General features: G+C 63.0%; 15 protein-coding genes, 1 tRNA gene and 1 pseudogene. 5 read left to right on the forward strand and 12 right to left on the reverse strand.

Annotated elements, in window-relative coordinates; translation table 11 throughout:
• Positions 1 to 328 precede the first annotated feature (328 nt).
• The gene (gene ltrA, locus U5S82_00480) at positions 329 to 1663 is read right to left on the reverse strand and encodes a group II intron reverse transcriptase/maturase (GenBank protein ID MDZ7750151.1); all 1335 of its coding nucleotides are present in this window, start codon (positions 1661 to 1663) and stop codon (positions 329 to 331) included.
• Positions 1664 to 2392: 729 nt separating this feature from the next.
• Here ltrA (U5S82_00480) and U5S82_00485 point away from each other — a divergent pair.
• Positions 2393 to 3896, forward strand: a pseudogene (locus tag U5S82_00485) (ISNCY family transposase).
• Positions 3897 to 4089: 193 nt separating this feature from the next.
• Here the strand turns inward: U5S82_00485 and U5S82_00490 are convergent.
• Positions 4090 to 4746: a transposase gene (locus U5S82_00490; GenBank protein MDZ7750152.1), complete on the reverse strand. Its 657-nt coding sequence runs from the start codon at positions 4744 to 4746 to the stop codon at positions 4090 to 4092.
• A gap of 315 nt (positions 4747 to 5061) precedes the next feature.
• Between U5S82_00490 and U5S82_00495 the strand changes: the two genes are divergently transcribed.
• On the forward strand, positions 5062 to 6564 hold the full coding sequence (locus tag U5S82_00495) for an ISNCY family transposase (protein ID MDZ7750153.1): 1503 nt from the start codon (positions 5062 to 5064) through the stop codon (positions 6562 to 6564).
• 193 nt (positions 6565 to 6757) lie between these two features.
• Here U5S82_00495 and uvrB read toward each other — a convergent pair whose 3' ends face one another.
• Positions 6758 to 8779 (reverse strand): excinuclease ABC subunit UvrB, encoded by a 2022-nt coding sequence (uvrB, locus tag U5S82_00500; GenBank protein MDZ7750154.1) that lies wholly within the window; start codon positions 8777 to 8779, stop codon positions 6758 to 6760.
• 148 nt (positions 8780 to 8927) lie between these two features.
• Between uvrB and U5S82_00505 the strand changes: the two genes are divergently transcribed.
• On the forward strand, positions 8928 to 10112 hold the full coding sequence (locus tag U5S82_00505) for a pyridoxal phosphate-dependent aminotransferase (protein MDZ7750155.1): 1185 nt from the start codon (positions 8928 to 8930) through the stop codon (positions 10110 to 10112).
• 564 nt (positions 10113 to 10676) lie between these two features.
• On the opposite strand, the gene U5S82_00510 is transcribed toward U5S82_00505, so the two are convergent.
• A tRNA-Asn gene (locus U5S82_00510) sits at positions 10677 to 10752 on the reverse strand.
• Positions 10753 to 10948: 196 nt separating this feature from the next.
• Here U5S82_00510 and U5S82_00515 point away from each other — a divergent pair.
• Positions 10949 to 11254 (forward strand): nucleotidyltransferase domain-containing protein, encoded by a 306-nt coding sequence (locus tag U5S82_00515; protein ID MDZ7750156.1) that lies wholly within the window; start codon positions 10949 to 10951, stop codon positions 11252 to 11254.
• Entirely contained in the window at positions 11251 to 11724 is a 474-nt protein-coding gene (locus U5S82_00520; protein ID MDZ7750157.1) for a hypothetical protein, read from the forward strand. Before U5S82_00515 ends, U5S82_00520 begins: the two co-directional genes overlap by 4 nt.
• A gap of 86 nt (positions 11725 to 11810) precedes the next feature.
• Here U5S82_00520 and galU read toward each other — a convergent pair whose 3' ends face one another.
• The 8 genes from galU to U5S82_00560 all read right to left on the reverse strand — a co-directional run bounded on the left by galU (position 11811) and on the right by U5S82_00560 (position 19119).
• Entirely contained in the window at positions 11811 to 12710 is a 900-nt protein-coding gene (gene galU, locus U5S82_00525; GenBank protein MDZ7750158.1) for a UTP--glucose-1-phosphate uridylyltransferase GalU, read from the reverse strand.
• Positions 12711 to 12787: 77 nt separating this feature from the next.
• Positions 12788 to 13360 (reverse strand): Uma2 family endonuclease, encoded by a 573-nt coding sequence (locus U5S82_00530; GenBank protein ID MDZ7750159.1) that lies wholly within the window; start codon positions 13358 to 13360, stop codon positions 12788 to 12790.
• Positions 13361 to 13508: 148 nt separating this feature from the next.
• Positions 13509 to 13940 carry a type II toxin-antitoxin system VapC family toxin gene (locus U5S82_00535; protein MDZ7750160.1) on the reverse strand — a complete coding sequence of 144 codons (432 nt, stop codon included), beginning with the start codon at positions 13938 to 13940 and terminating at the stop codon, positions 13509 to 13511.
• Positions 13937 to 14170 (reverse strand): hypothetical protein, encoded by a 234-nt coding sequence (locus tag U5S82_00540; protein ID MDZ7750161.1) that lies wholly within the window; start codon positions 14168 to 14170, stop codon positions 13937 to 13939. Before U5S82_00540 ends, U5S82_00535 begins: the two co-directional genes overlap by 4 nt.
• A 329-nt stretch (positions 14171 to 14499) precedes the next feature.
• Entirely contained in the window at positions 14500 to 14757 is a 258-nt protein-coding gene (locus U5S82_00545) for a group II intron maturase-specific domain-containing protein (protein ID MDZ7750162.1), read from the reverse strand.
• Positions 14733 to 15812, reverse strand: coding sequence for a group II intron reverse transcriptase/maturase (gene ltrA / locus U5S82_00550; GenBank protein ID MDZ7750163.1), 1080 nt, complete (start codon positions 15810 to 15812; stop codon positions 14733 to 14735). The genes U5S82_00545 and ltrA (U5S82_00550) overlap by 25 nt, the downstream gene beginning before the upstream one ends.
• Before the next feature lie 553 nt (positions 15813 to 16365).
• Positions 16366 to 16929 carry a Uma2 family endonuclease gene (locus tag U5S82_00555; GenBank protein MDZ7750164.1) on the reverse strand — a complete coding sequence of 188 codons (564 nt, stop codon included), beginning with the start codon at positions 16927 to 16929 and terminating at the stop codon, positions 16366 to 16368.
• Positions 16930 to 17220: 291 nt separating this feature from the next.
• A complete protein-coding gene (locus U5S82_00560; protein MDZ7750165.1) occupies positions 17221 to 19119 on the reverse strand; it encodes a nucleoside-diphosphate sugar epimerase/dehydratase in 1899 nt (632 codons plus the stop codon).
• Positions 19120 to 19270 lie beyond the last annotated feature (151 nt).

A 19270-nucleotide genomic window follows, 5' to 3' on the forward strand; every position in this document is an offset into this window, starting at 1 on the left:
AATATGATGGTGGCATTCGACAATCCTTGTCACTTATGTCGCCGGATTACACGCTGCGCTACGCGCTTTCGTCCGGCTGGCGCCGGAATGATGGCGACGGGGCCGCATCCATGATGCAATAACTAGAAAGTTAATCGGCCATGAGGCTCAAATCAAGCCCAAATTCGGGTAGAGTAGAGAGCAGGCCCTAACGCCCGTAGGTCCGGCTTAGCGGTTCCCGCCCCTTTCGTTTGGCGGTGCCTAAATAGCCGGGCCCTAGCCACCAGGGCCAGCCCTCCCTCATCAAACCGTGCATACGGTTCTCCCGTACACGGCTTTCCGATGTGCTTCACGCCAAGGCATGCGCTGAGCGCCAGCCTGCTTTATGGGATAGCTTGAGTAATCCAAGGGCGTCGTGGAGGTGGGCGTAGGGAAAGCGTTCGTAACCGCGCGTGCGAGTGCGCACTTTGTGACGCCGCCGCAGTTGGGTACGCACGCGTTCCTCAGTGAACCACCGGACGCGTCCGAAAGCCTTGGTGCAGTTGCCGTAGTGGAAGTAGCCCGACCAGCCGCGTAGCACTTGGTTCACTTCCGTGATCATACGCGGCATCGGCACCGGGGTGCGGCGCCGCGCGGTGAGTTCCTTGATGCGCGCCTTGATCCTTCGTTCGGCGCGGCGGCTCGGCTCAACGTGAGGGTAGCCGTTGCCGGTTCGTCGGCTGCGTGCCCATTTGATGCTGAAGCCAAGAAAGTCGAACGCCTGTCGGCGGGCATCGACCACGTGGGTTTTCCCCCGGTTGAGCGTCAACTCCAGGCGTGTCAGCACCGTCTCAAGCACCGCCATGGCCGGCGCGGTGTCCCCACGACACAGAATCACGGCATCGTCAGCGTAACGCACGAGGCGAGCCCCTAACCGCCGTTCCAAGTCGTGCCGTTCCCAAATCCGGTCCAGCAGATGTAGATAAAGATTGGCCAGCAGCGGGGAAACAACCCCGCCTTGCGGCGTCCCTTTCCGATTCCCTTTACCGCCACTCGGGCGTTGCTTGCCTCGCCCATCCTCTTCGATGACCGGGGCCTTGAGCCATTGCTGAATGAGGGCGAGGACGCCCCCATCGGCAAGGCGCTCGGCAACCACGGCCATGAGCTTGGCGTGCGGGATCGTATCGAAATACTTCGATAGATCCGCATCGATGATTTGGGTCTTTCCCTGAAACAGGCCGTCGGTGACGGCCTTCACCGCATCATGGGCCGAGCGCTGCGGGCGAAATCCATAGGAGTGCTCGCAGAAATCAGCCTCGAAGATCGGCTCCACCACCAGCTTGAGCGCCATCTGTACGATCCGATCCCGGATTGTGGGGATCCCCAATGGGCGCTCACTGCCATCCGGCTTGGGTATCCAGACCCGACGCACGCCGTCCGCGCCGTACGTCTTCTGCTCCAGTTCCCGTTGCAATTCCGCCAAGTAGGCGTCTCTTCCGACCCCCGCCTCGATGGCCTCACAGGTCACACCATCGATTCCTGGCGCGCCCCGATTGGACCTGACACGATCATAGGCGTGACCGAGAGTGTCTGCCCGATAGACCTTGTCATACAAGGCGTAGAAGCGAAACGCCGGCTCTTGCTTGGCCTTGACGTAGAGCTTCCTCTGCAGCGTCCTGATCTTTTCCGGAGTTGTTAGCGACATCGCCGCAATCTCCTGACCCTCTGCGTTTCGGTTGCGTGCACAAAGTAGGGTCCCTTCCCTCAGGTCGGGTTATGTTGTCCCAGACCCTCAATCGGTACTATGAACCCCTCCGACTCCCACGACGGTCGATGACGACTTCGGACTGGCCTTATACGCCACCGTCGGCAGTTCTCACCTGCCACCGCCGCGGGCCTCCCGCACTGGGACCAATCAACTTCCACCACATGCCACCCGTACTACCCCGGAAGACTCAGCGGGACGCTCTCGTTGTCTCCTCCCACCAACAGCGGCCTTCCCCGACTGTCCACCGGGTCGGCATCTTCACTTTGTTCACGAGGCTACATCTCGGTTCGCTTGCGCTGCGGCCTGCGGTTTTGCATCTACGTAACTTACGACCCCCGGTTACCCGGACGCCGCTCCGCGACACTACAAAGGTGTACGAGCAACTCCTTTGGCGGGACTCTAACCCGCTAGTTAATCAGCCTGTTACGGCATACGGACAGTATACTAATTAGTGCCTGCACGAGAAACTCAAAAGAGTTTATTGATCAACGGCATAAGCTAATAATCGCGACGCGAAGAATGCGACGGTTCCGTTTGCTGGATTGCAAGATAAATCTGTAACGCATTGATCTGCATTGATATAATGGCGGCGTAACCGGTGAGGGCCGGACGGTACAGGCGCACAAGGCCCTTGAGAGACGCAATCTTCGCCAGGATGAAATTCGTATGCGCAAGGTGATCGAGCCGCAAATGCAGATCGGCGAGCAGGACATCGGCGCGATTTGGCTCGATCCCAAATCGCGCGATGACATCCCGCAGCTCCTGCGGGGACTGCAGCACATCTACACCACGCCCGCGTTGCGCGAGCGGGTTTTCGCGATCCTTGAAGAGGTGCGCCCGGTACGTGATAGCGAGGCAGAAAATGTCCTGGTGGCCCCTAACGCCGGTCGGCCGGGGATGTCGCAGTGGAAGATCCTGGTGCTTGGCGTACTGCGCCTGGGGCTCAGTGCCGACTACGACAGGGTCCGGGAACTGGCCAACGAGCACAACACGATCCGCCAGTTCCTCGGGCACGGCGACTGGACCGACACCTAATCTCTACCCGATGCAGACGCTACGGGATAATCTGCGCCTGTTCACCCCGGAGCTCCTGGACCGGATCAATCAAGAGGTGGTGCGTGCGGGGCACAAGGCGCTAAAAAAAACCTAGAAGAAGGGCTCGTCGGGCGCTGTGACTCGTTCGTGGTGGAGACCGATGTGCATTTCCCCACCGACATCAACTTGCTGCTCGACGCCATCCGTAAGGTCATCGATTTGAGCACCGAACTGGCCGAACTCCACGCGCTGCCCGGTTGGCGTCAGCATGCCCACCATCAGCGCCAGTTTAAGCGCCAGTACCGAATCGTCCAGCGGCTCAAACACTCCACCTCCAAGGACGAAGACAAGCGTCAAGCCAAACTGCAGGATATCGCCGAGGCCCACGGCACCTACCTGGAACTGGCCGAGGACCACCTGACCCGTGCCGAGCAGATCCGCCAGAAAGTGCCGGCCTCCTGTGCGCTGAGCGAGGGGCTGCTGCGCGAGCTTGATGAATTCATGACCCACGCCAATCGGCAGATCGATCGAGATCCGCCGCCGCGTGCTCCAGGGCGAGCGCATCCCCCACAATGAGAAGGTCTTCTCGTTGTTCGAGCCCCACACCGAGTGGATCAGCAAGGGCAAGGCCGGGGTGCCGGTGGAGTTGGGGTTGCGGGTGTGCGTGATGGAGGACAGCGACCGTTTCATCCTGCACCACCAGGTGATGCAGATGTGCACCGATGATCAGGTGGCCGTGCCGATGGTTGAGGAGACGAAGGAGCGATTTGCGCCACTGCGCGCTGTTAGCATGGACAAGGGCTTCCACAGTCCAGCCAACCAGGCGGCCTTGGCTGAGCGTCTGGAGCGGGTGGTCCTGCCGAAGAAGGGTCGTCTCTCTCAGGCCGACAAGGTGCGCGAGAGTGATGAGGAATTTCTGCGCCTGCGCCATCGCCATTCGGCGGTGGAGTCGGCCATCAATGCCCTGGAGGTTCATGGTCTGGACAAGTGTCCGGACCACGGCATCGAGGGCTTCAAGCGCTATGTGGCGCTGGCCGTGCTCGCACGCAACATTCACCGCCTTGGCGCGCTGCTGCGTCAGCAAGAACAAGAGCGGGAGCGGCGAAGGCGCGGCCCCTACCGAAAGGCTGCCTGAGCAGCGCTCCGAAGCCGATACCGCGCCACGCGGACAGGAGAGGAGCGTCTGCACATCACCATCAATGCGAAGCATTCGCATTGGATGACGCCACGCATCTCAAAACAGTCGCCAAGGTGGAACACCGGCCATCAGTACCTGAGTGTCACGCTGGGAATTTGCCGGGAAATACGGGTTTTCGTGCAGGCACTAATTAAGTCTCATCTCGAACCTTACGCCCCCGCTTGCGCGGCGCAAGGGACCGCCCGGTGAGGCTTTCCAGTTTCTCCACAAAGACCTGCGAGCCCAGCGGACGCCCCGTGCGGGAATGCTTCTCCACAAGTGCATCATCACCCTCCGTGCTCAGGTAGGTGGGCCAGTCGTCGATGCGCTCCAGCATCGGTGCCACCGTAACCAACTCGTCATCGATACCGTCGATATGGGCGCGGGCACTCGACCATGGCCAGTCCGCCGGTTGCCTGCGTAGCCCGGCGACCTTCGGATTCCGTTCTACATAGCGCACTACGGCCACCAGGTACTCCTCATCCATGGGAAAAGAGTGGAAGCGCTCCTGCCACAGGTGACCGCGCCAGCCCTCCCGGAAGTTGACACGGCGCGTATACCGCCGGTGGGCCTCGCCGATGGCGGCCCTCAGTCCGTCCTCGTGCTGCGGCACCATGACGAAATGGACGTGGTTGGGCATGAGGCAGTAGGCCCATACCGCTGTTCCCGCAGCCTCACAGAACTCGGACATGAGCTGGATGTAGGCCCGGTAATCTGCGGGGCTGAAAAAGACCTGCTGGCGGCGATTGCCTCGTTGTATGACGTGATGCGGGTAGTGGGGTACCACTACACGAGCGATCCTGGGCATCGGGTGTCCTCCATGACGGTTTGAGATAACGTAATTAGTATACTGTCTCCGGAATGAGGCGCGGAATGACCCCGGAATGAGGCGGAATGAGGCGTAATTAGTGCCTGCACGAGAAACTCAAAAGAGTTTATTGATCAACGGCATAAGCTAATAATCGCGACGCGAAGAATGCGACGGTTCCGTTTGCTGGATTGCAAGATAAATCTGTAACGCATTGATCTGCATTGATATAATGGCGGCGTAACCGGTGAGGGCCGGACGGTACAGGCGCACAAGGCCCTTGAGAGACGCAATCTTCGCCAGGATGAAATTCGTATGCGCAAGGTGATCGAGCCGCAAATGCAGATCGGCGAGCAGGACATCGGCGCGATTTGGCTCGATCCCAAATCGCGCGATGACATCCCGCAGCTCCTGCGGGGACTGCAGCACATCTACACCACGCCCGCGTTGCGCGAGCGGGTTTTCGCGATCCTTGAAGAGGTGCGCCCGGTACGTGATAGCGAGGCAGAAAATGTCCTGGTGGCCCCTAACGCCGGTCGGCCGGGGATGTCGCAGTGGAAGATCCTGGTGCTTGGCGTACTGCGCCTGGGGCTCAGTGCCGACTACGACAGGGTCCGGGAACTGGCCAACGAGCACAACACGATCCGCCAGTTCCTCGGGCACGGCGACTGGACCGACACCTATCTCTACCCGATGCAGACGCTACGGGATAATCTGCGCCTGTTCACCCCGGAGCTCCTGGACCGGATCAATCAAGAGGTGGTGCGTGCGGGGCACAAGGCGCTAAAAAAAAACCTAGAAGAAGGGCTCGTCGGGCGCTGTGACTCGTTCGTGGTGGAGACCGATGTGCATTTCCCCACCGACATCAACTTGCTGCTCGACGCCATCCGTAAGGTCATCGATTTGAGCACCGAACTGGCCGAACTCCACGCGCTGCCCGGTTGGCGTCAGCATGCCCACCATCAGCGCCAGTTTAAGCGCCAGTACCGAATCGTCCAGCGGCTCAAACACTCCACCTCCAAGGACGAAGACAAGCGTCAAGCCAAACTGCAGGATATCGCCGAGGCCCACGGCACCTACCTGGAACTGGCCGAGGACCACCTGACCCGTGCCGAGCAGATCCGCCAGAAAGTGCCGGCCTCCTGTGCGCTGAGCGAGGGGCTGCTGCGCGAGCTTGATGAATTCATGACCCACGCCAATCGGCAGATCGATCAGATCCGCCGCCGCGTGCTCCAGGGCGAGCGCATCCCCCACAATGAGAAGGTCTTCTCGTTGTTCGAGCCCCACACCGAGTGGATCAGCAAGGGCAAGGCCGGGGTGCCGGTGGAGTTGGGGTTGCGGGTGTGCGTGATGGAGGACAGCGACCGTTTCATCCTGCACCACCAGGTGATGCAGATGTGCACCGATGATCAGGTGGCCGTGCCGATGGTTGAGGAGACGAAGGAGCGATTTGCGCCACTGCGCGCTGTTAGCATGGACAAGGGCTTCCACAGTCCAGCCAACCAGGCGGCCTTGGCTGAGCGTCTGGAGCGGGTGGTCCTGCCGAAGAAGGGTCGTCTCTCTCAGGCCGACAAGGTGCGCGAGAGTGATGAGGAATTTCTGCGCCTGCGCCATCGCCATTCGGCGGTGGAGTCGGCCATCAATGCCCTGGAGGTTCATGGTCTGGACAAGTGTCCGGACCACGGCATCGAGGGCTTCAAGCGCTATGTGGCGCTGGCCGTGCTCGCACGCAACATTCACCGCCTTGGCGCGCTGCTGCGTCAGCAAGAACAAGAGCGGGAGCGGCGAAGGCGCGGCCCCTACCGAAAGGCTGCCTGAGCAGCGCTCCGAAGCCGATACCGCGCCACGCGGACAGGAGAGGAGCGTCTGCACATCACCATCAATGCGAAGCATTCGCATTGGATGACGCCACGCATCTCAAAACAGTCGCCAAGGTGGAACACCGGCCATCAGTACCTGAGTGTCACGCTGGGAATTTGCCGGGAAATACGGGTTTTCGTGCAGGCACTAATTAGTATACTGTCCCCGGAATGAGGGTGGCGTTGCGGATGTGGTGGATCTCGTCTCGCAGGCGGGCGGCCTCTTCGAAGTCGAGGTTGTCGGCGGCCCGGTACATGTCCTTTTCCAGGGCCTCGATGCGGCGGTGCAATTCGGCCTCGGAGAGGGCGGCATATTGTTCCATCTCCTCGGCCACCTTGGCGAAGCGCCGGGCCGGCATGGGCGCACCAGCAAAGCCGCTTTGCATGACATCGGCCACGGCCTTTTCCACCGACTTGGGGGTGATGCCGTGGGCCAGGTTATGGGCCACCTGCTTGGTACGGCGCCGGTCCGTCTCGTCGATGGCGCGGGTCATGGAGCCGGTCATGGTATCGGCATAGAGGATGGTGCGGCCGTGGAGGTTGCGGGCGGCCCGGCCGATGGTCTGGATGAGGGAGCGCTCCGAACGCAGGAAGCCTTCCTTGTCGGCATCGAGGATGGCCACCAGGGAGACCTCGGGGATATCCAGGCCCTCCCGCAACAGGTTGATACCCACCAGCACGTCGAACTCGCCGAGGCGCAGGTCCCGCAGGATCTCCATGCGCTCCACGGTGTCGATGTCCGAGTGCAGGTACCGGACCTTGACGCCGTGCTCGGCCAGATAGTCCGTGAGATCCTCGGCCATGCGCTTGGTGAGGGTGGTGACCAGCACCCGGGCCTTGGCGGCCACCCGCAGGTGGATCTCCGACAGCAGGTCGTCCACCTGGGTACCCACGGGACGCACCTCCACCTCCGGGTCCACGAGGCCGGTGGGCCGCACCACCTGCTCCACCACTTGACCTTCGGAATGCTCCAGCTCGTAGGGGCCGGGGGTGGCGGAGACATGGATGATCTGGCCCACCATGCGCTCGAACTCCTCGAAACGCAGGGGCCGGTTGTCCAGGGCCGAGGGCAGGCGAAAGCCGTACTCCACCAGGGTCTCCTTGCGGGAACGGTCGCCGCGGTACATGCCGCCGATCTGGGGCACGGTGACATGGCTCTCGTCCAGGAAAACGATGGCATCCGCGGGCAGATAATCCAGCAGGGTCGGCGGCGGCTCGCCGGGATTGCGTCCCGACAGGTAGCGGGAATAGTTCTCGATGCCCTTGCAGTAGCCCAGCTCGTTCATCATCTCGATGTCGAACATGGTGCGCTGCTCCAGGCGCTGGGCCTCCACCAGCTTGTCCACGGAGCGCAGATGCTCCAGGCGTTCCTTGAGCTCCACCTTGACGGCCTCGATGGTATCCAGCACGGTCTGGCGCGGCGTCACGTAGTGGCTCTTGGGGTAGATGGTGAGACGCGGCACCCGGCGGCGCACCTCGCCGGTGAGGGGGTCGAAGTACGCCAGGGACTCGATCTCGTCGTCGAACAGTTCCACCCGCACCGCCTCCTCGTCGGACTCGGCGGGAAAGATGTCGATGACATCACCGCGGGCGCGGAAGGTGGCGCGCCGCAGTTCCACATCGTTGCGGGTGTACTGGAGTTCGGCGAGGCGCCGCAGGATGGTGCGCTGGTCCATGGTGTGGCCGCGGGCCAGGTGCAGCACCATACCCAGGTAGGATTGCGGATCACCGAGGCCGTAGATTGCGGACACGGTGGCCACCACCACCACGTCCCGGCGCTCCATGATGGCCTTGGTGGCCGACAGGCGCATCTGCTCGATGTGCTCGTTCACGGAGGCGTCCTTCTCGATGTACACATCGGAGGACGGCACGTAGGCCTCGGGCTGGTAGTAGTCGTAATAGGAAACGAAGTACTCCACGGCGTTCCTGGGGAAGAACTCGCGCATCTCGCCGTAGAGCTGGGCCGCCAGGGTCTTGTTGGGGGCCATCACCATGGCGGGGCGTTGCACCGTCTGGATCACATTGGCCATGGTGAAGGTCTTGCCGGAGCCCGTGACGCCGAGCAGGGTCTGGTGGGCGAGCCCGTCCTCGAGGCCCGCCACGAGGGCCTCTATGGCCGCGGGCTGGTCGCCGGCCGGCTGGTAGTTGGAGCAGAGCTCGAAGGCTTTGGACATGGTTTGAACCTTAACGTCGACGGGCCGGCCGGAGAAAGCGGTAACCCATTGCAGAAATTTGGGAAAGTGCGCCCCTGCGGGTTACGCGAGGCCCGGCGGCTAAAGTATATTACTGCCCCATTACACAGATCGTCACAGAGGACATTACGTGGACATCCCCCTCTCCGCCCGCATCCGCCGAGTCCGTCCCTCCGCCACGCTGGCCGTCACCAGCCGGGCGGCCGAACTGCGCGCGGCCGGCCATGACATCATCGGTCTCGGCGCCGGAGAGCCCGACTTCGACACCCCGGACCACATCAAGGATGCCGCCAAGCAGGCCCTGGACGAGGGCTTCACCAAATACACCGCGGTGGACGGCATCGCCGAACTCAAGCAGGCCATCCAGGACAAGTTCGAGCGGGACAACGGGCTGAAGTTCAGCCGCGACCAGGTGATCGTCAGCTGCGGCGCCAAGCAGGCCTTCTACAACCTGGCCCAGGCCCTGCTGGACCCGGGCGCGGAGGTCATCATCCCGGCGCCCTACTGGGTATCCTACCCGGACATGGTGATGCTGGCCGATGGGGAGCCGGTGATCCTGCGCGCCGGCATGGAGACCGGCTTCAAGGTCACACCCTCCCAGGTGGAGGCGGCGATCACCGACCAGACCCGCATGTTCCTCATCAACAGCCCGTCGAATCCCACGGGCGTGTGCTACGGCCGGGACGAACTCCGGGCCATCGCCGAGGTGCTGAAACGCCACCCCAATGTCCTCGTCTGCACCGATGATATCTACGAGCACATCGTGTGGGGCCAGGAGCCCTTCAGCAACATCCTCATGGTGGCACCCGAGTTATACGAACGTACCATCGTGCTGAACGGGGTCTCCAAGGCCTATTCCATGACCGGCTGGCGCATCGGCTACGCCGCCGGGCCGGAGGATGTGATCAAGGGCATGAAGAAGATCCAGTCCCAGAGCACCTCCAACCCCACCTCCATCGCCCAGAAGGCCGCGGTGGCAGCCCTGAACGGGGACCAGTCCCTCATCGGTGAGATGATCGGGGTGTTCAAGGAGCGTCACGACAGCGTGCTGGAACGCCTGAATGCCATCAAGGGCGTGCGCTGCCTGCCCGCCCAGGGGGCCTTCTACCTTTTTCCCAGCTTCGAGGAGGCCATCGCGGGCATGGATGGGGTGCGCAACGACGTGGAGATGGCGGAGTTCCTGCTCCAGGAGGCCGGCGTGGCCCTGGTGCCCGGCTCGGCCTTCGGCGCACCGGGCTACATGCGCCTGTCCTTCGCCACCAGCATGGCCAACCTGGACGCCGCCCTGGACAAGCTCAAGGCCGTCCTCGGCTGAGCAGGGTCAGCAAACCCGGGAGCACCCCACACGGCGCTCCAACCGCTATCCGGGCTACGTCACCACGCATCCTTACGGCGATGTAGGGCAGGTCAAGCGCAGCGGACCTGCAGGGCGGGAACCGGGACAACACCATGCCGCCGCAACGGTGGAACCGCTGCGCTTGTTCCACCCTACGCTTCCTTGCGGCGATGTAGGGCAGGTCAAGCGCAGCGGACCTGCAGGGCGGGAACCGGGGTGGGCAGCACCGTGCCGCTGCAACGGTGGAACCGCTGCGCTTGTTCCACCCTACGCATCCTTACGGCGATGTAGGGCAGGTCAAGCGCAGCGGACCTGCCGGCCGGGAACCGGGGTGAGCAGCACCATGCCGCTGCAACGGTGGAACCGCTGCGCTTGTTCCACCCTACGCATCCTTACGGCGATGTAGGGCAGGTCAAGCGCAGCGGACCTGCCGGGCGAGAACCGGGACAACACCATGCCGCCGCAACGGTGGAACCGCTGCGCTTGTTCCACCCTACACGCCGGCCATAATACCTGGAAAGGCGCGGACCTCAGAGAGGAAATTGGCTCCCCGGGACAGGCTCGAACTGCCGACCCGCTGGTTAACAGCCAGCTGCTCTACCGACTGAGCTACCGGGGAAAAGAGCCGCGGATATTACTGCCAGACCGCCCGCCTGGTCAATAGCCAGGTAACGGCTTCGGTGAACCGCAGGACGCCGGTGGCGCCCATCTCACGGGCCTGTTTGAACCGCCCGGCGAATCGCCGATAATCACAATATGATCACGAAACCGATTCGGGGACGAAAAAACACGGGCACCGACCTGGATGTTGTCGTATGCGTTTAAGTGCCAAGCAGCGTCGGATAATCCGCGAGGCCGTCCGCGATCACTTCGGGGAGAAAGCGACCGTGCGTTTGTTCGGCTCGCGCGCGGACGACTCCGCCCGTGGCGGTGACATCGATTTACTAATTGAAACCCCGAGTCGCGACGTAACCGAGATCGCACGCGCCGAAATTGCCTTCCAGAGTCATTTACAACAGCAGCTGGGCGACCAAAAGCTGGACCTTCTGATCAACTACCCAGGGCGCCGCACACACCCGCTAATCTTCAAGATAGCCGAAGAAACGGGAGTGCCTTTATGACCGTCGAGATCGCGGAGCGAAGGCTGCACGATGCGTGGCGCGAGTGTGGGCGGCACATGCACCATATGCGTCATGCACTGGAAGATCTGGATCCGAAGGTCCCCTTGAACGGAAGTGAATTGGAGAAATTCGACGATGACACAGTACAAGTCCTGGACCAATTCGTACTTCGCTTCGGCAAGCTGCAGGATGCCATAGGATCCCGTCTGCTGCCGGCTGTACTCGCTTATCTTCAGGAACCCTATGAAGATCGCCCCATGCTGGATAAGCTGAATCGTCTGGAAAAGCTCGGATACGTGCCAAGTGCACAACGATGGCAGGAACTTAGGGCCATCAGGAACGGATTCGCCCACGAATATCCGGATGACCCTGAGAAAAACGCGGCGTTCTTAAATCTCGCCGTCGCTTCCGTCAAAGACTTGGAAGCACTACTCACCCGCATCGGCGAGAAGCTGGACCTGCCTCACTAGGGAGGCCCTCGATGCCGATGAGTTCGTACCGCTCGCCTCCGGGCCAAGTGAGGTAATCTGCATAGGGTGTACTTGGAGTCGCCCCCTCACTCATGGGGCCGGCACACGTCCCCTTCCGCCAGTTCCCGGAGGTAATTGCAGAAATCCGCCTTGAGTTCCTCGTGCTTGAGGGCGTATTCCACCGTGGCCTCCAGGTAGCCCAGCTTGCTGCCGCAGTCGTAGCGCTTGCCGATGAATTCCCAGGCCAGCACCTGCTCCTCCTTTAACAACGCCGCGATGGCGTCGGTAAGCTGGATCTCCCCGCCGGCTCCGCGGCCGGTGGTCTCCAGCAGATCGAAGATCCGCGGCGTCAGGATGTAACGCCCCACCACCGCCAGGGTGGAGGGGGCGTCCGCGGGCGCTGGCTTCTCCACCATTTCCTCCACCCGGGACGTGCGCTCCGCCACCTCGGTGGCCCGCACGATGCCATATTTGTCCGTCTCATTGGGGTCCACCTGCTGCACCGCCACGACGCTGCACCCGTGCTTGTCATACTGGTCCACCATCTGCTGCAGGCAGCTGTTGCCGAAACCGTCGATGAGGTCGTCCGCGAGGATCACCGAGAACGGTTCGTTACCTACCACCGGCCTGGCGCACAACACCGCATGGCCCAGGCCCAGAGGTTCCGCCTGGCGTATGTAGATGCACGTCACATGGGGCGGCACGATATTCCGCACCTGCTCCAGCATCTCCCGCTTGCCCCGCTCCTCCAGCTCGTACTCAAGCTCGGGCATGCGATCGAAGTGGTCCGGTATGGAGCGCTTGTTGCGCCCGGTGATGAACACCAACTCCGTAGCCCCCGCACTCACCGCCTCCTCCACCGCGTACTGAATCAGCGGCTTGTCGACGATGGGTAGCATCTCCTTGGGGTTGGCCTTGGTGGCGGGCAGGAAACGGGTGCCCAGACCGGCAACCGGAAATACCGCCTTCTTGATCCTGTCGGACATAATCACTCCTCGATAGAAATGGCGAAACCGGGGCAGTTTAGCGGATCTTAAAAGGCCATGCCGTTACTGGATGCTATTCAGCGCAGCACCCGCGCCCAGTGGATCTCCACCTGGGGCAGGACGGCGCTCAGGAGGCAGCCCTCCAACTCGTTGATCCGCGGTTTGCCATAGCCACCCGCCGCCAGGGTATAGACGCTGACGATGCCATCGGCAGGGTGCACCAGCCACAGCTCCTTCACCCCCGCCCGCTCGTAGACGTCGCGCTTCTTCACCTGATCGTGGCTGGCGGTGGACGGGGAGATCACCTCGATGACCCAGTCCGGTGCCCCGCGGCAACCCCGGTCGTCCAGCTTCGCGGCGTCACAGATCACCGAGAGGTCCGGCTGGACGACGGTATCGATGGCCTCGTCCGCCTCACTGCCCCGGGGCAGGCGCACGTCGAAGGGCGCCACGTAGACCCTGCAGGGATGGCCCTCCAGGGCATCGGCAATCTGGCGCAGCATCTCCACAACCACCTCCTGGTGGCGGCGCCCCGGGGCCGGTGCCATAGCGTAAGCGACGCCGTCGATGAGCTCGTAGCGCTCCTCCTCGGGCCAAGTCAGGTAATCGGCGTAGGTATGGTGTTGATGGTCTCTCAAGGGCAGGCTCATGGGCTGGCATCCTCCGGCTTCCGTGTCCACTGGAGCAGCCATCTTACCGCGAACCGCCCCGGCGCCCTACCCGGAACATGAGGACCCGGGATCGTCCCCTGGACACCCCCCGGACGGAAACGGACCCGTGAGGCGCGGGATGCACGCTTCAACGCCCCGGTAGCTCAAGCCGGTGCAAAAGGACGATCCTTCCGATTACTTTAGCTTTTTTGTAGTACCGCTCGTCGGCAGTCACCAGGGTTGCGCCCGGCTCATGGAGGGCCGTGGCGTGATACAGGGTGTCGAAGAGGTGATGACCGAGGCTGGCGGACAGTTCCACCGCCGTCGCATAGATTCCCTGCTCCGCCGTCAGTCGCCAGTCCAGGGCCTCGAGATTCACCAGGTCATCCAAGGCCCCATCCGGATTCTCACGTGCCAGCACTGCGGCCATCTCGGCAACGAAATGGGGCGGCTCCAGCAACCGTACCGTCCCAGCATCCAGCGCATAGAGAATCGCCAACGCATTATCGGCATGGGCTTCGTCCCCGCGGTCCCTGAAAAACCACTTGAGCACGACGCTCGCGTCAAGAACCAAGGTCAAGGCCGCCCCTCTTGCCTCGACTCCCGCAATTCCTCATCAGACCGGCCAGGGGCCTTGGCCCGGCGTTCCAGGATATGCTGAATGGCCACCCGGCTGCGTTGCCGACGACGGGCCCGCTCCACGGCCTCGCGCATGAGGTTGGCGATGATGGCGCTCTTGTTCTGCCCCTCAAATTCGGCGTTGAAGGCCTCCTTGACCTCATCCGGGACACTGAAATTAACCGTCGCCATGCGAGAGCACCTCGTTTGTTGAACATTTCAACAAACGCTAGCCCGAGGCGGATTCGCAGTCAAGATCGTGGGGTATAGGGATGAGAGCCCTCACAGGAGCCGAGCCTCTCGGCGATTCATCCTCGACGACCGCACCCCCGCCCACCAATCGGCCAGAGGGCTGGCCTCCTACATCGCACCCCACCGGCCAAATCGGCCAGAGGGCTGGCCTCCTACACCTACATCGCTAATCGAACCCACCCGATAGGGGTCGGGAAGGAGTGACCCTCCCCGCCCTCCGAACCGTGCATGCGGTTCTCCCGCACACGGCTCTCCAGTCGGTGGTTACCTCATCGGGATTGGCTCGCCAACGTCCGGGCTTCGGTCATGGTGAAAAGCCCAGCCGCAGCGAAGAACGCGTTCGGCCAGCGGAGATGGTCGGACTGACAATGACCCGCTCCCGGGCGCTTCTGCTGCTTGCGCAACAGCGCCCGTAATCGACGTCGGACAAAACCGTCCACGCGAGGAAAGGTCCACGGGTGCGCGTGCTGGAAATACACGAACCAGCCACGCAGCATCGGGTTCAGGTCGGCCACAATCCGCGCCAGCGAATCCCCACGACTGCGCCGGGTTTTGGCCCGGACCCGGTCGTAAAGGGCCTTGCGGCTCTTCTTGCGTACCCACCGCCGTCCCGCTTCAAACCGGTACCCGAGAAACTCAAAGCCTTCCCGGGCTGCCGGCAATCCCCCACACGGGTCTTCTCCGGGTGCAGTTGCAGACCATTGGCCTCCACCCAGTGCCGCAACTCCTGCAGCGCCTCCTGGGCTTCGTCCGGACTGGCACACAGGATCACGAGGTCGTCAGCATACCGAACCATCCGATAGCCGCGCTGGGTCATGTGTACATCCAGCCCGTGCAGGTACAGATTCGCGAGTAACGGACTGATCACCGCCCCTTGGGGCGAGCCCCGGGTCGGCGTCCAGCGCGCTATCTCCGCCACCACGTCCTGGCGCAACCAGGCGCGCAGCAGGTCGAGGATCCGACCATCGCTGATCCGGTCCTCGACCCGGGCCATCAACGCTTCGTGCGGGATGGTGTCGAAGTACTGGGCCAGGTCGGCATCCACCACATGGGTGTAGCCCTCCCGAACCAGCCCATCCACTTCCCGCAGCGCATCCTTGCACCCGCGACCCGGGCGAAACCCGTAACTCATCGGCAAAAACTGGTGCTCGAAAATCGGCTCGAGCACCCGCTTCATCGCCGCCTGCACAATCCGGTCCTTCACCGTCGGAATGCCCAGGGGACGCGTCCCTGTCCCCTTCGGAATCTCCACCCGACGCACCGCATCCGGTCGGTACCGTCCAATTCCCAGCGCCTCTCCCAGCTCCGCCAGATACCGCTCGGCATGGGCCTCAAAACGCTGCACACTCTGGCCATCCACCCCCGCTGAACCCCGGTTGGCCCGCACATCCTGCCACGCCCGTTCCAGGGTCTGGGGGCGATGCACCTTGTCGATCAGACTGAACCATTTCGTCCCTTGGACGCCGTTACCCAGCGCCGCCAACATGCGCTCCGTCCAAATCGTGCGGTCCACCCACGGCCATTCCACCGGGTTGGACGAGTCTGGCTTAGCCTCTTGCGAGACACTCTCGACCCTTTGCATACGCGCTCACCTCCTCCAGACTTCACCCATCCACCTTCCTGCCTCCCTTCCCTCGGCGCGATTTCTGTTCTTCGCGCTTTCCCGGCACCACCCACGGTTTTAGGCGGAGGACGCCCTCCAGCTCTTGGGTCCGCGTTTCCGCAGCACCTCGCCATGACCGCAGCAGAACCGTTCAGTACTACGAAGGCTCTGACTCCTGCCCACCGTCACCACGGCGGTCAGGTCTCCCCGCTTCTCTCGCATTTCCTTCCCAGCGTTCCGTCTCCAACCACGGAGGGGACCCGAATGTCGCTTTCCACGCCAATCCCAGCGCATCCGATGATTTTCAGGCTTCACCTTCTCCTAGCGGGCTCGCCGTCCCGTACCGCCGAATCGAGTTCGTCATCCTACGGACCGCCAGTTCGCCTCCGGTTGCTCTCCACCCCGCCTCGCGACGACGCAGTTACCTTCGACTACGGGGCCTTGGCTTACCCCGACACGGACTCTCACCGTGCAGAAAATGCGCCTCCACGGACGCACTAGGAGCCGAGCCCCCTCGGCGATGCCCGCCGCGTTACCGCCAGAGGTCCTCCACACGGAACGCCGCCGCCTCGAAAGGCTCTGCCGCCACCGTGTCAGACGCCTCCAAGTGCCGCTGCAGTACCCAACGCCCGTCACGCAGTGCGTACGCCTCCAGCGTCCGCGGCCCGGGATCGACGATCCACGCCCAGGCAACCCCGTATGCCGCGTATACCGGCATCTTCACCTCGCGGTCCCGGCTCGCGGTGGACGGTGAGAGAATTTCGCAGACCCAGTCCGGCACCACCTCGAAACGCTGATCCTCCGGCAGCACCGGCATCCGCTCCCGGCGCCAGCCCGCAAGATCCGGTACCAACACCTCGGTGTTGCGTACGAAATGGATCTCGGGCTCATCGATGATCCACCAACCGCCGGGGCCTCCTCGACCCCGTCCATACGGCTGATGCAGTTCCCCGCCCAGGTTCGAGCTGGCCAACGCGTGCGGCCCCGCCGGCCGCGGCTGGGTATGGAGCTGGCCATCGATGATCTCCCCGGTCACACCCTCCGGCAGGGCTTCCAGAGCGCCATAGATATCGTGCTGCAGGACCGGATGGGGCATCGTAGGTTCCTTCCGCGTCACGTTCACCATGTTCTGGATACTACACGACGCGAGCGGTCCTGTAGCAACCAACGAGCGGCAAACGCACGCCCGCGGATTCAATCTTCAACCCATCGCGGCGGGGCGCCGGTCCTACAACACCCCGACTTCGATTACCTGTTGGAGCGACGCCCGCGTCGCGATTCCCAGAGCCAATCGCGGCGAGGCGCCGCTGCCACAAAAATCCCCATTTGATCGACCGCACTCTCCGCCCCTCTTCGACAGGACACCGCCGCCGGCACGTTCCCGGCGTCAATGCACCGTGCCGACCCCGACCGCCTCCGGCGGGCTCAAGGCCTCCGTCGCGTGAGACTCCTGGTATTCGGGGACCACTTGGCGCAGCAGGTGACGCACCGCATCGTCATCCCGCGCCGTGCAGGCGCCGGCCAGTTCCGCCAGCTCGTCCTGCAGGACCCGCCAGGCTACTTGACGGGCCCGGGCCAGCAGGATCTTGGGATGGGCGGTACCCAACAGGTTCTCGTCGCGGTGGAACAGCTCCTCGTGGAGCTTCTCCCCGGGGCGCAGCCCGATATATTGGATGGCGATGTCCACATCCGGCTCCCGCCCCGACAGGCGGATCATCTCCCGGGCGAGGTCGACGATCTTCACCGGCTCCCCCATGTCCAACACGAATACCTCACCGCCCTTGCCCATGGCCGCCGCCTGAAGGATCAGGCTCACCGCCTCGGGGATGGTCATGAAGAAGCGCGTGATCTCGGGATGGGTGACGGTGACCGGGCCGCCCTCCTCGATCTGGCGCCGGAACAGGGGCACCACGGAGCCCGCCGAACCCAGGACATTGCCGAAACGGGTGGTGATGAAGGCGGTGTCGCCGTGGGCGTTGCGGGCCTGGCAGTACACCTCCGCGGTGCGCTTGCTGGCGCCCATCACGTTGGTGGGGTTCACCGCCTTGTCGGTGGAGACCAGCAGGAACTTCTCCACCCGATATTCCACCGCCAGGTCGGCGACCATACGGGTACCGAACACGTTCGTCCTGATGCCCTCACCCGGGTTCTCCTCCACCAGGGGCACGTGCTTGTAGGCCGCGGCATGGAGCACGATATGAGGGCGGTGGGTCTCGAACACCCAACGCATGCGTACCTCGTCGCGCACGTCTCCGAGGTGGGCCCGAATACGGCCGTCCTGCGCCCGAACCCGCATCTCTCCCTCGATGCGGTAGAGATTGAACTCCCCGTGGTCCAGCATGATCAACCGTTCCGGACCATAGTCCCACACCTGCCGGCACAGCTCCGAGCCGATGGACCCACCGGCCCCCGTCACCAGCACCCGCTTGCCCTCCAGCAGGCCGTGTAAGCCCGCGTCGTCCAACTCGATGATCTCACGACCCAGCAGGTCCTCGATACGCACCTCCCGGAGCTGGGCCATACTCACCTGGGAGTCCGGCAGCTCCTCGATGGAGGGCAGCGTCACGCAGCGCACCCCCTGGGCATTACACTCCTCCACGATGCGGCGCATGGTGTCCCGCCCCGCCGAGGGCATGGCCACGAGGACCACGTCGATAGCCAGATCGGAGAGTTTCTCTCCCAACGCGTCGATACCGCCCCGCACCCGGATGCCGTGCAGCTCCCGCCCGTGCTTCTCCGGCGCGTCATCGAGGAACGCCACCGGCTGATAGTTCTCGTCCTGCAACAGGTCGCGCGCCAGTAACTCACCGGCCTGCCCCGCCCCCAGGATCAGCACCCGCTGCCCCTCCTTCGGTGCGAGGCGCAAGCGATGGTCCTTGAACCAGCGATAGATGAGCCGCGGCCCCGTCAGCCCCATGGTGAGCAGCACCGGATATAGCACCATGATGGAGCGCGGCACCCCTTCCAGGCGCGCCACGAGAAAGTGGCCAAGAAAAATCACCGCCGCTCCGAGCCACACCGCATAGAGGATCCGCATCAGATCGGGAATGGAGGCGAAACGCCACACCCCCCGATAGAGTCCGAACCACCAGAACGCCACGGCCTGCACCGGCACCGCGAGCGCCATCAACACCCAAAGCTCCCCTATATACGGCTCAGGAGGCCAGCGGAAATCCAGGCGCAACCAATAGGCCAGCAGCAGCGCCAGCGGCACCCACACCAAGTCATGCACGAACGCCAGGGTGCGTGCATACGGGATCGTCCCTTTCCACTTGTCGAGCTTCACTGCCCCCCCTTATATATCCAAAACCCTCGCCTACCTTCGCCGACCAATCGGCCAGAGGGCTGGCCTCCTACACCTACCTCGCAAATCGCCCCCCGATAGGGGTCGGGAAGGAGTGACCCTCCCCGCCCTCCGAACCGTGCATGCGGTTCTC

It is taken from the genome of Gammaproteobacteria bacterium, assembly GCA_034522055.1.
In the GTDB taxonomy this organism is placed as follows: domain Bacteria; phylum Pseudomonadota; class Gammaproteobacteria; order JAABTG01; family JAABTG01; genus JAABTG01.

What these genes read in the sequence shown, in the direction of transcription:
- U5S82_00540 (MDZ7750161.1), bottom strand. Translation starts at nt 14,170, where the DNA reads ATGGCGACGGTTAATTTCAGTGTCCCGGATGAGGTCAAGGAGGCCTTC.
- ltrA (MDZ7750151.1), bottom strand. Translation starts at nt 1,663, where the DNA reads ATGTCGCTAACAACTCCGGAAAAGATCAGGACGCTGCAGAGGAAGCTC.
- U5S82_00515 (MDZ7750156.1), top strand. Translation starts at nt 10,949, where the DNA reads ATGCGTTTAAGTGCCAAGCAGCGTCGGATAATCCGCGAGGCCGTCCGC.
- uvrB (MDZ7750154.1), bottom strand. Translation starts at nt 8,779, where the DNA reads ATGTCCAAAGCCTTCGAGCTCTGCTCCAACTACCAGCCGGCCGGCGAC.
- U5S82_00530 (MDZ7750159.1), bottom strand. Translation starts at nt 13,360, where the DNA reads ATGAGCCTGCCCTTGAGAGACCATCAACACCATACCTACGCCGATTAC.
- ltrA (MDZ7750163.1), bottom strand. Translation starts at nt 15,812, where the DNA reads ATGCAAAGGGTCGAGAGTGTCTCGCAAGAGGCTAAGCCAGACTCGTCC.
- U5S82_00555 (MDZ7750164.1), bottom strand. Translation starts at nt 16,929, where the DNA reads ATGCCCCATCCGGTCCTGCAGCACGATATCTATGGCGCTCTGGAAGCC.
- U5S82_00520 (MDZ7750157.1), top strand. Translation starts at nt 11,251, where the DNA reads ATGACCGTCGAGATCGCGGAGCGAAGGCTGCACGATGCGTGGCGCGAG.
- U5S82_00490 (MDZ7750152.1), bottom strand. Translation starts at nt 4,746, where the DNA reads ATGCCCAGGATCGCTCGTGTAGTGGTACCCCACTACCCGCATCACGTC.
- U5S82_00495 (MDZ7750153.1), top strand. Translation starts at nt 5,062, where the DNA reads ATGCGCAAGGTGATCGAGCCGCAAATGCAGATCGGCGAGCAGGACATC.
- galU (MDZ7750158.1), bottom strand. Translation starts at nt 12,710, where the DNA reads ATGTCCGACAGGATCAAGAAGGCGGTATTTCCGGTTGCCGGTCTGGGC.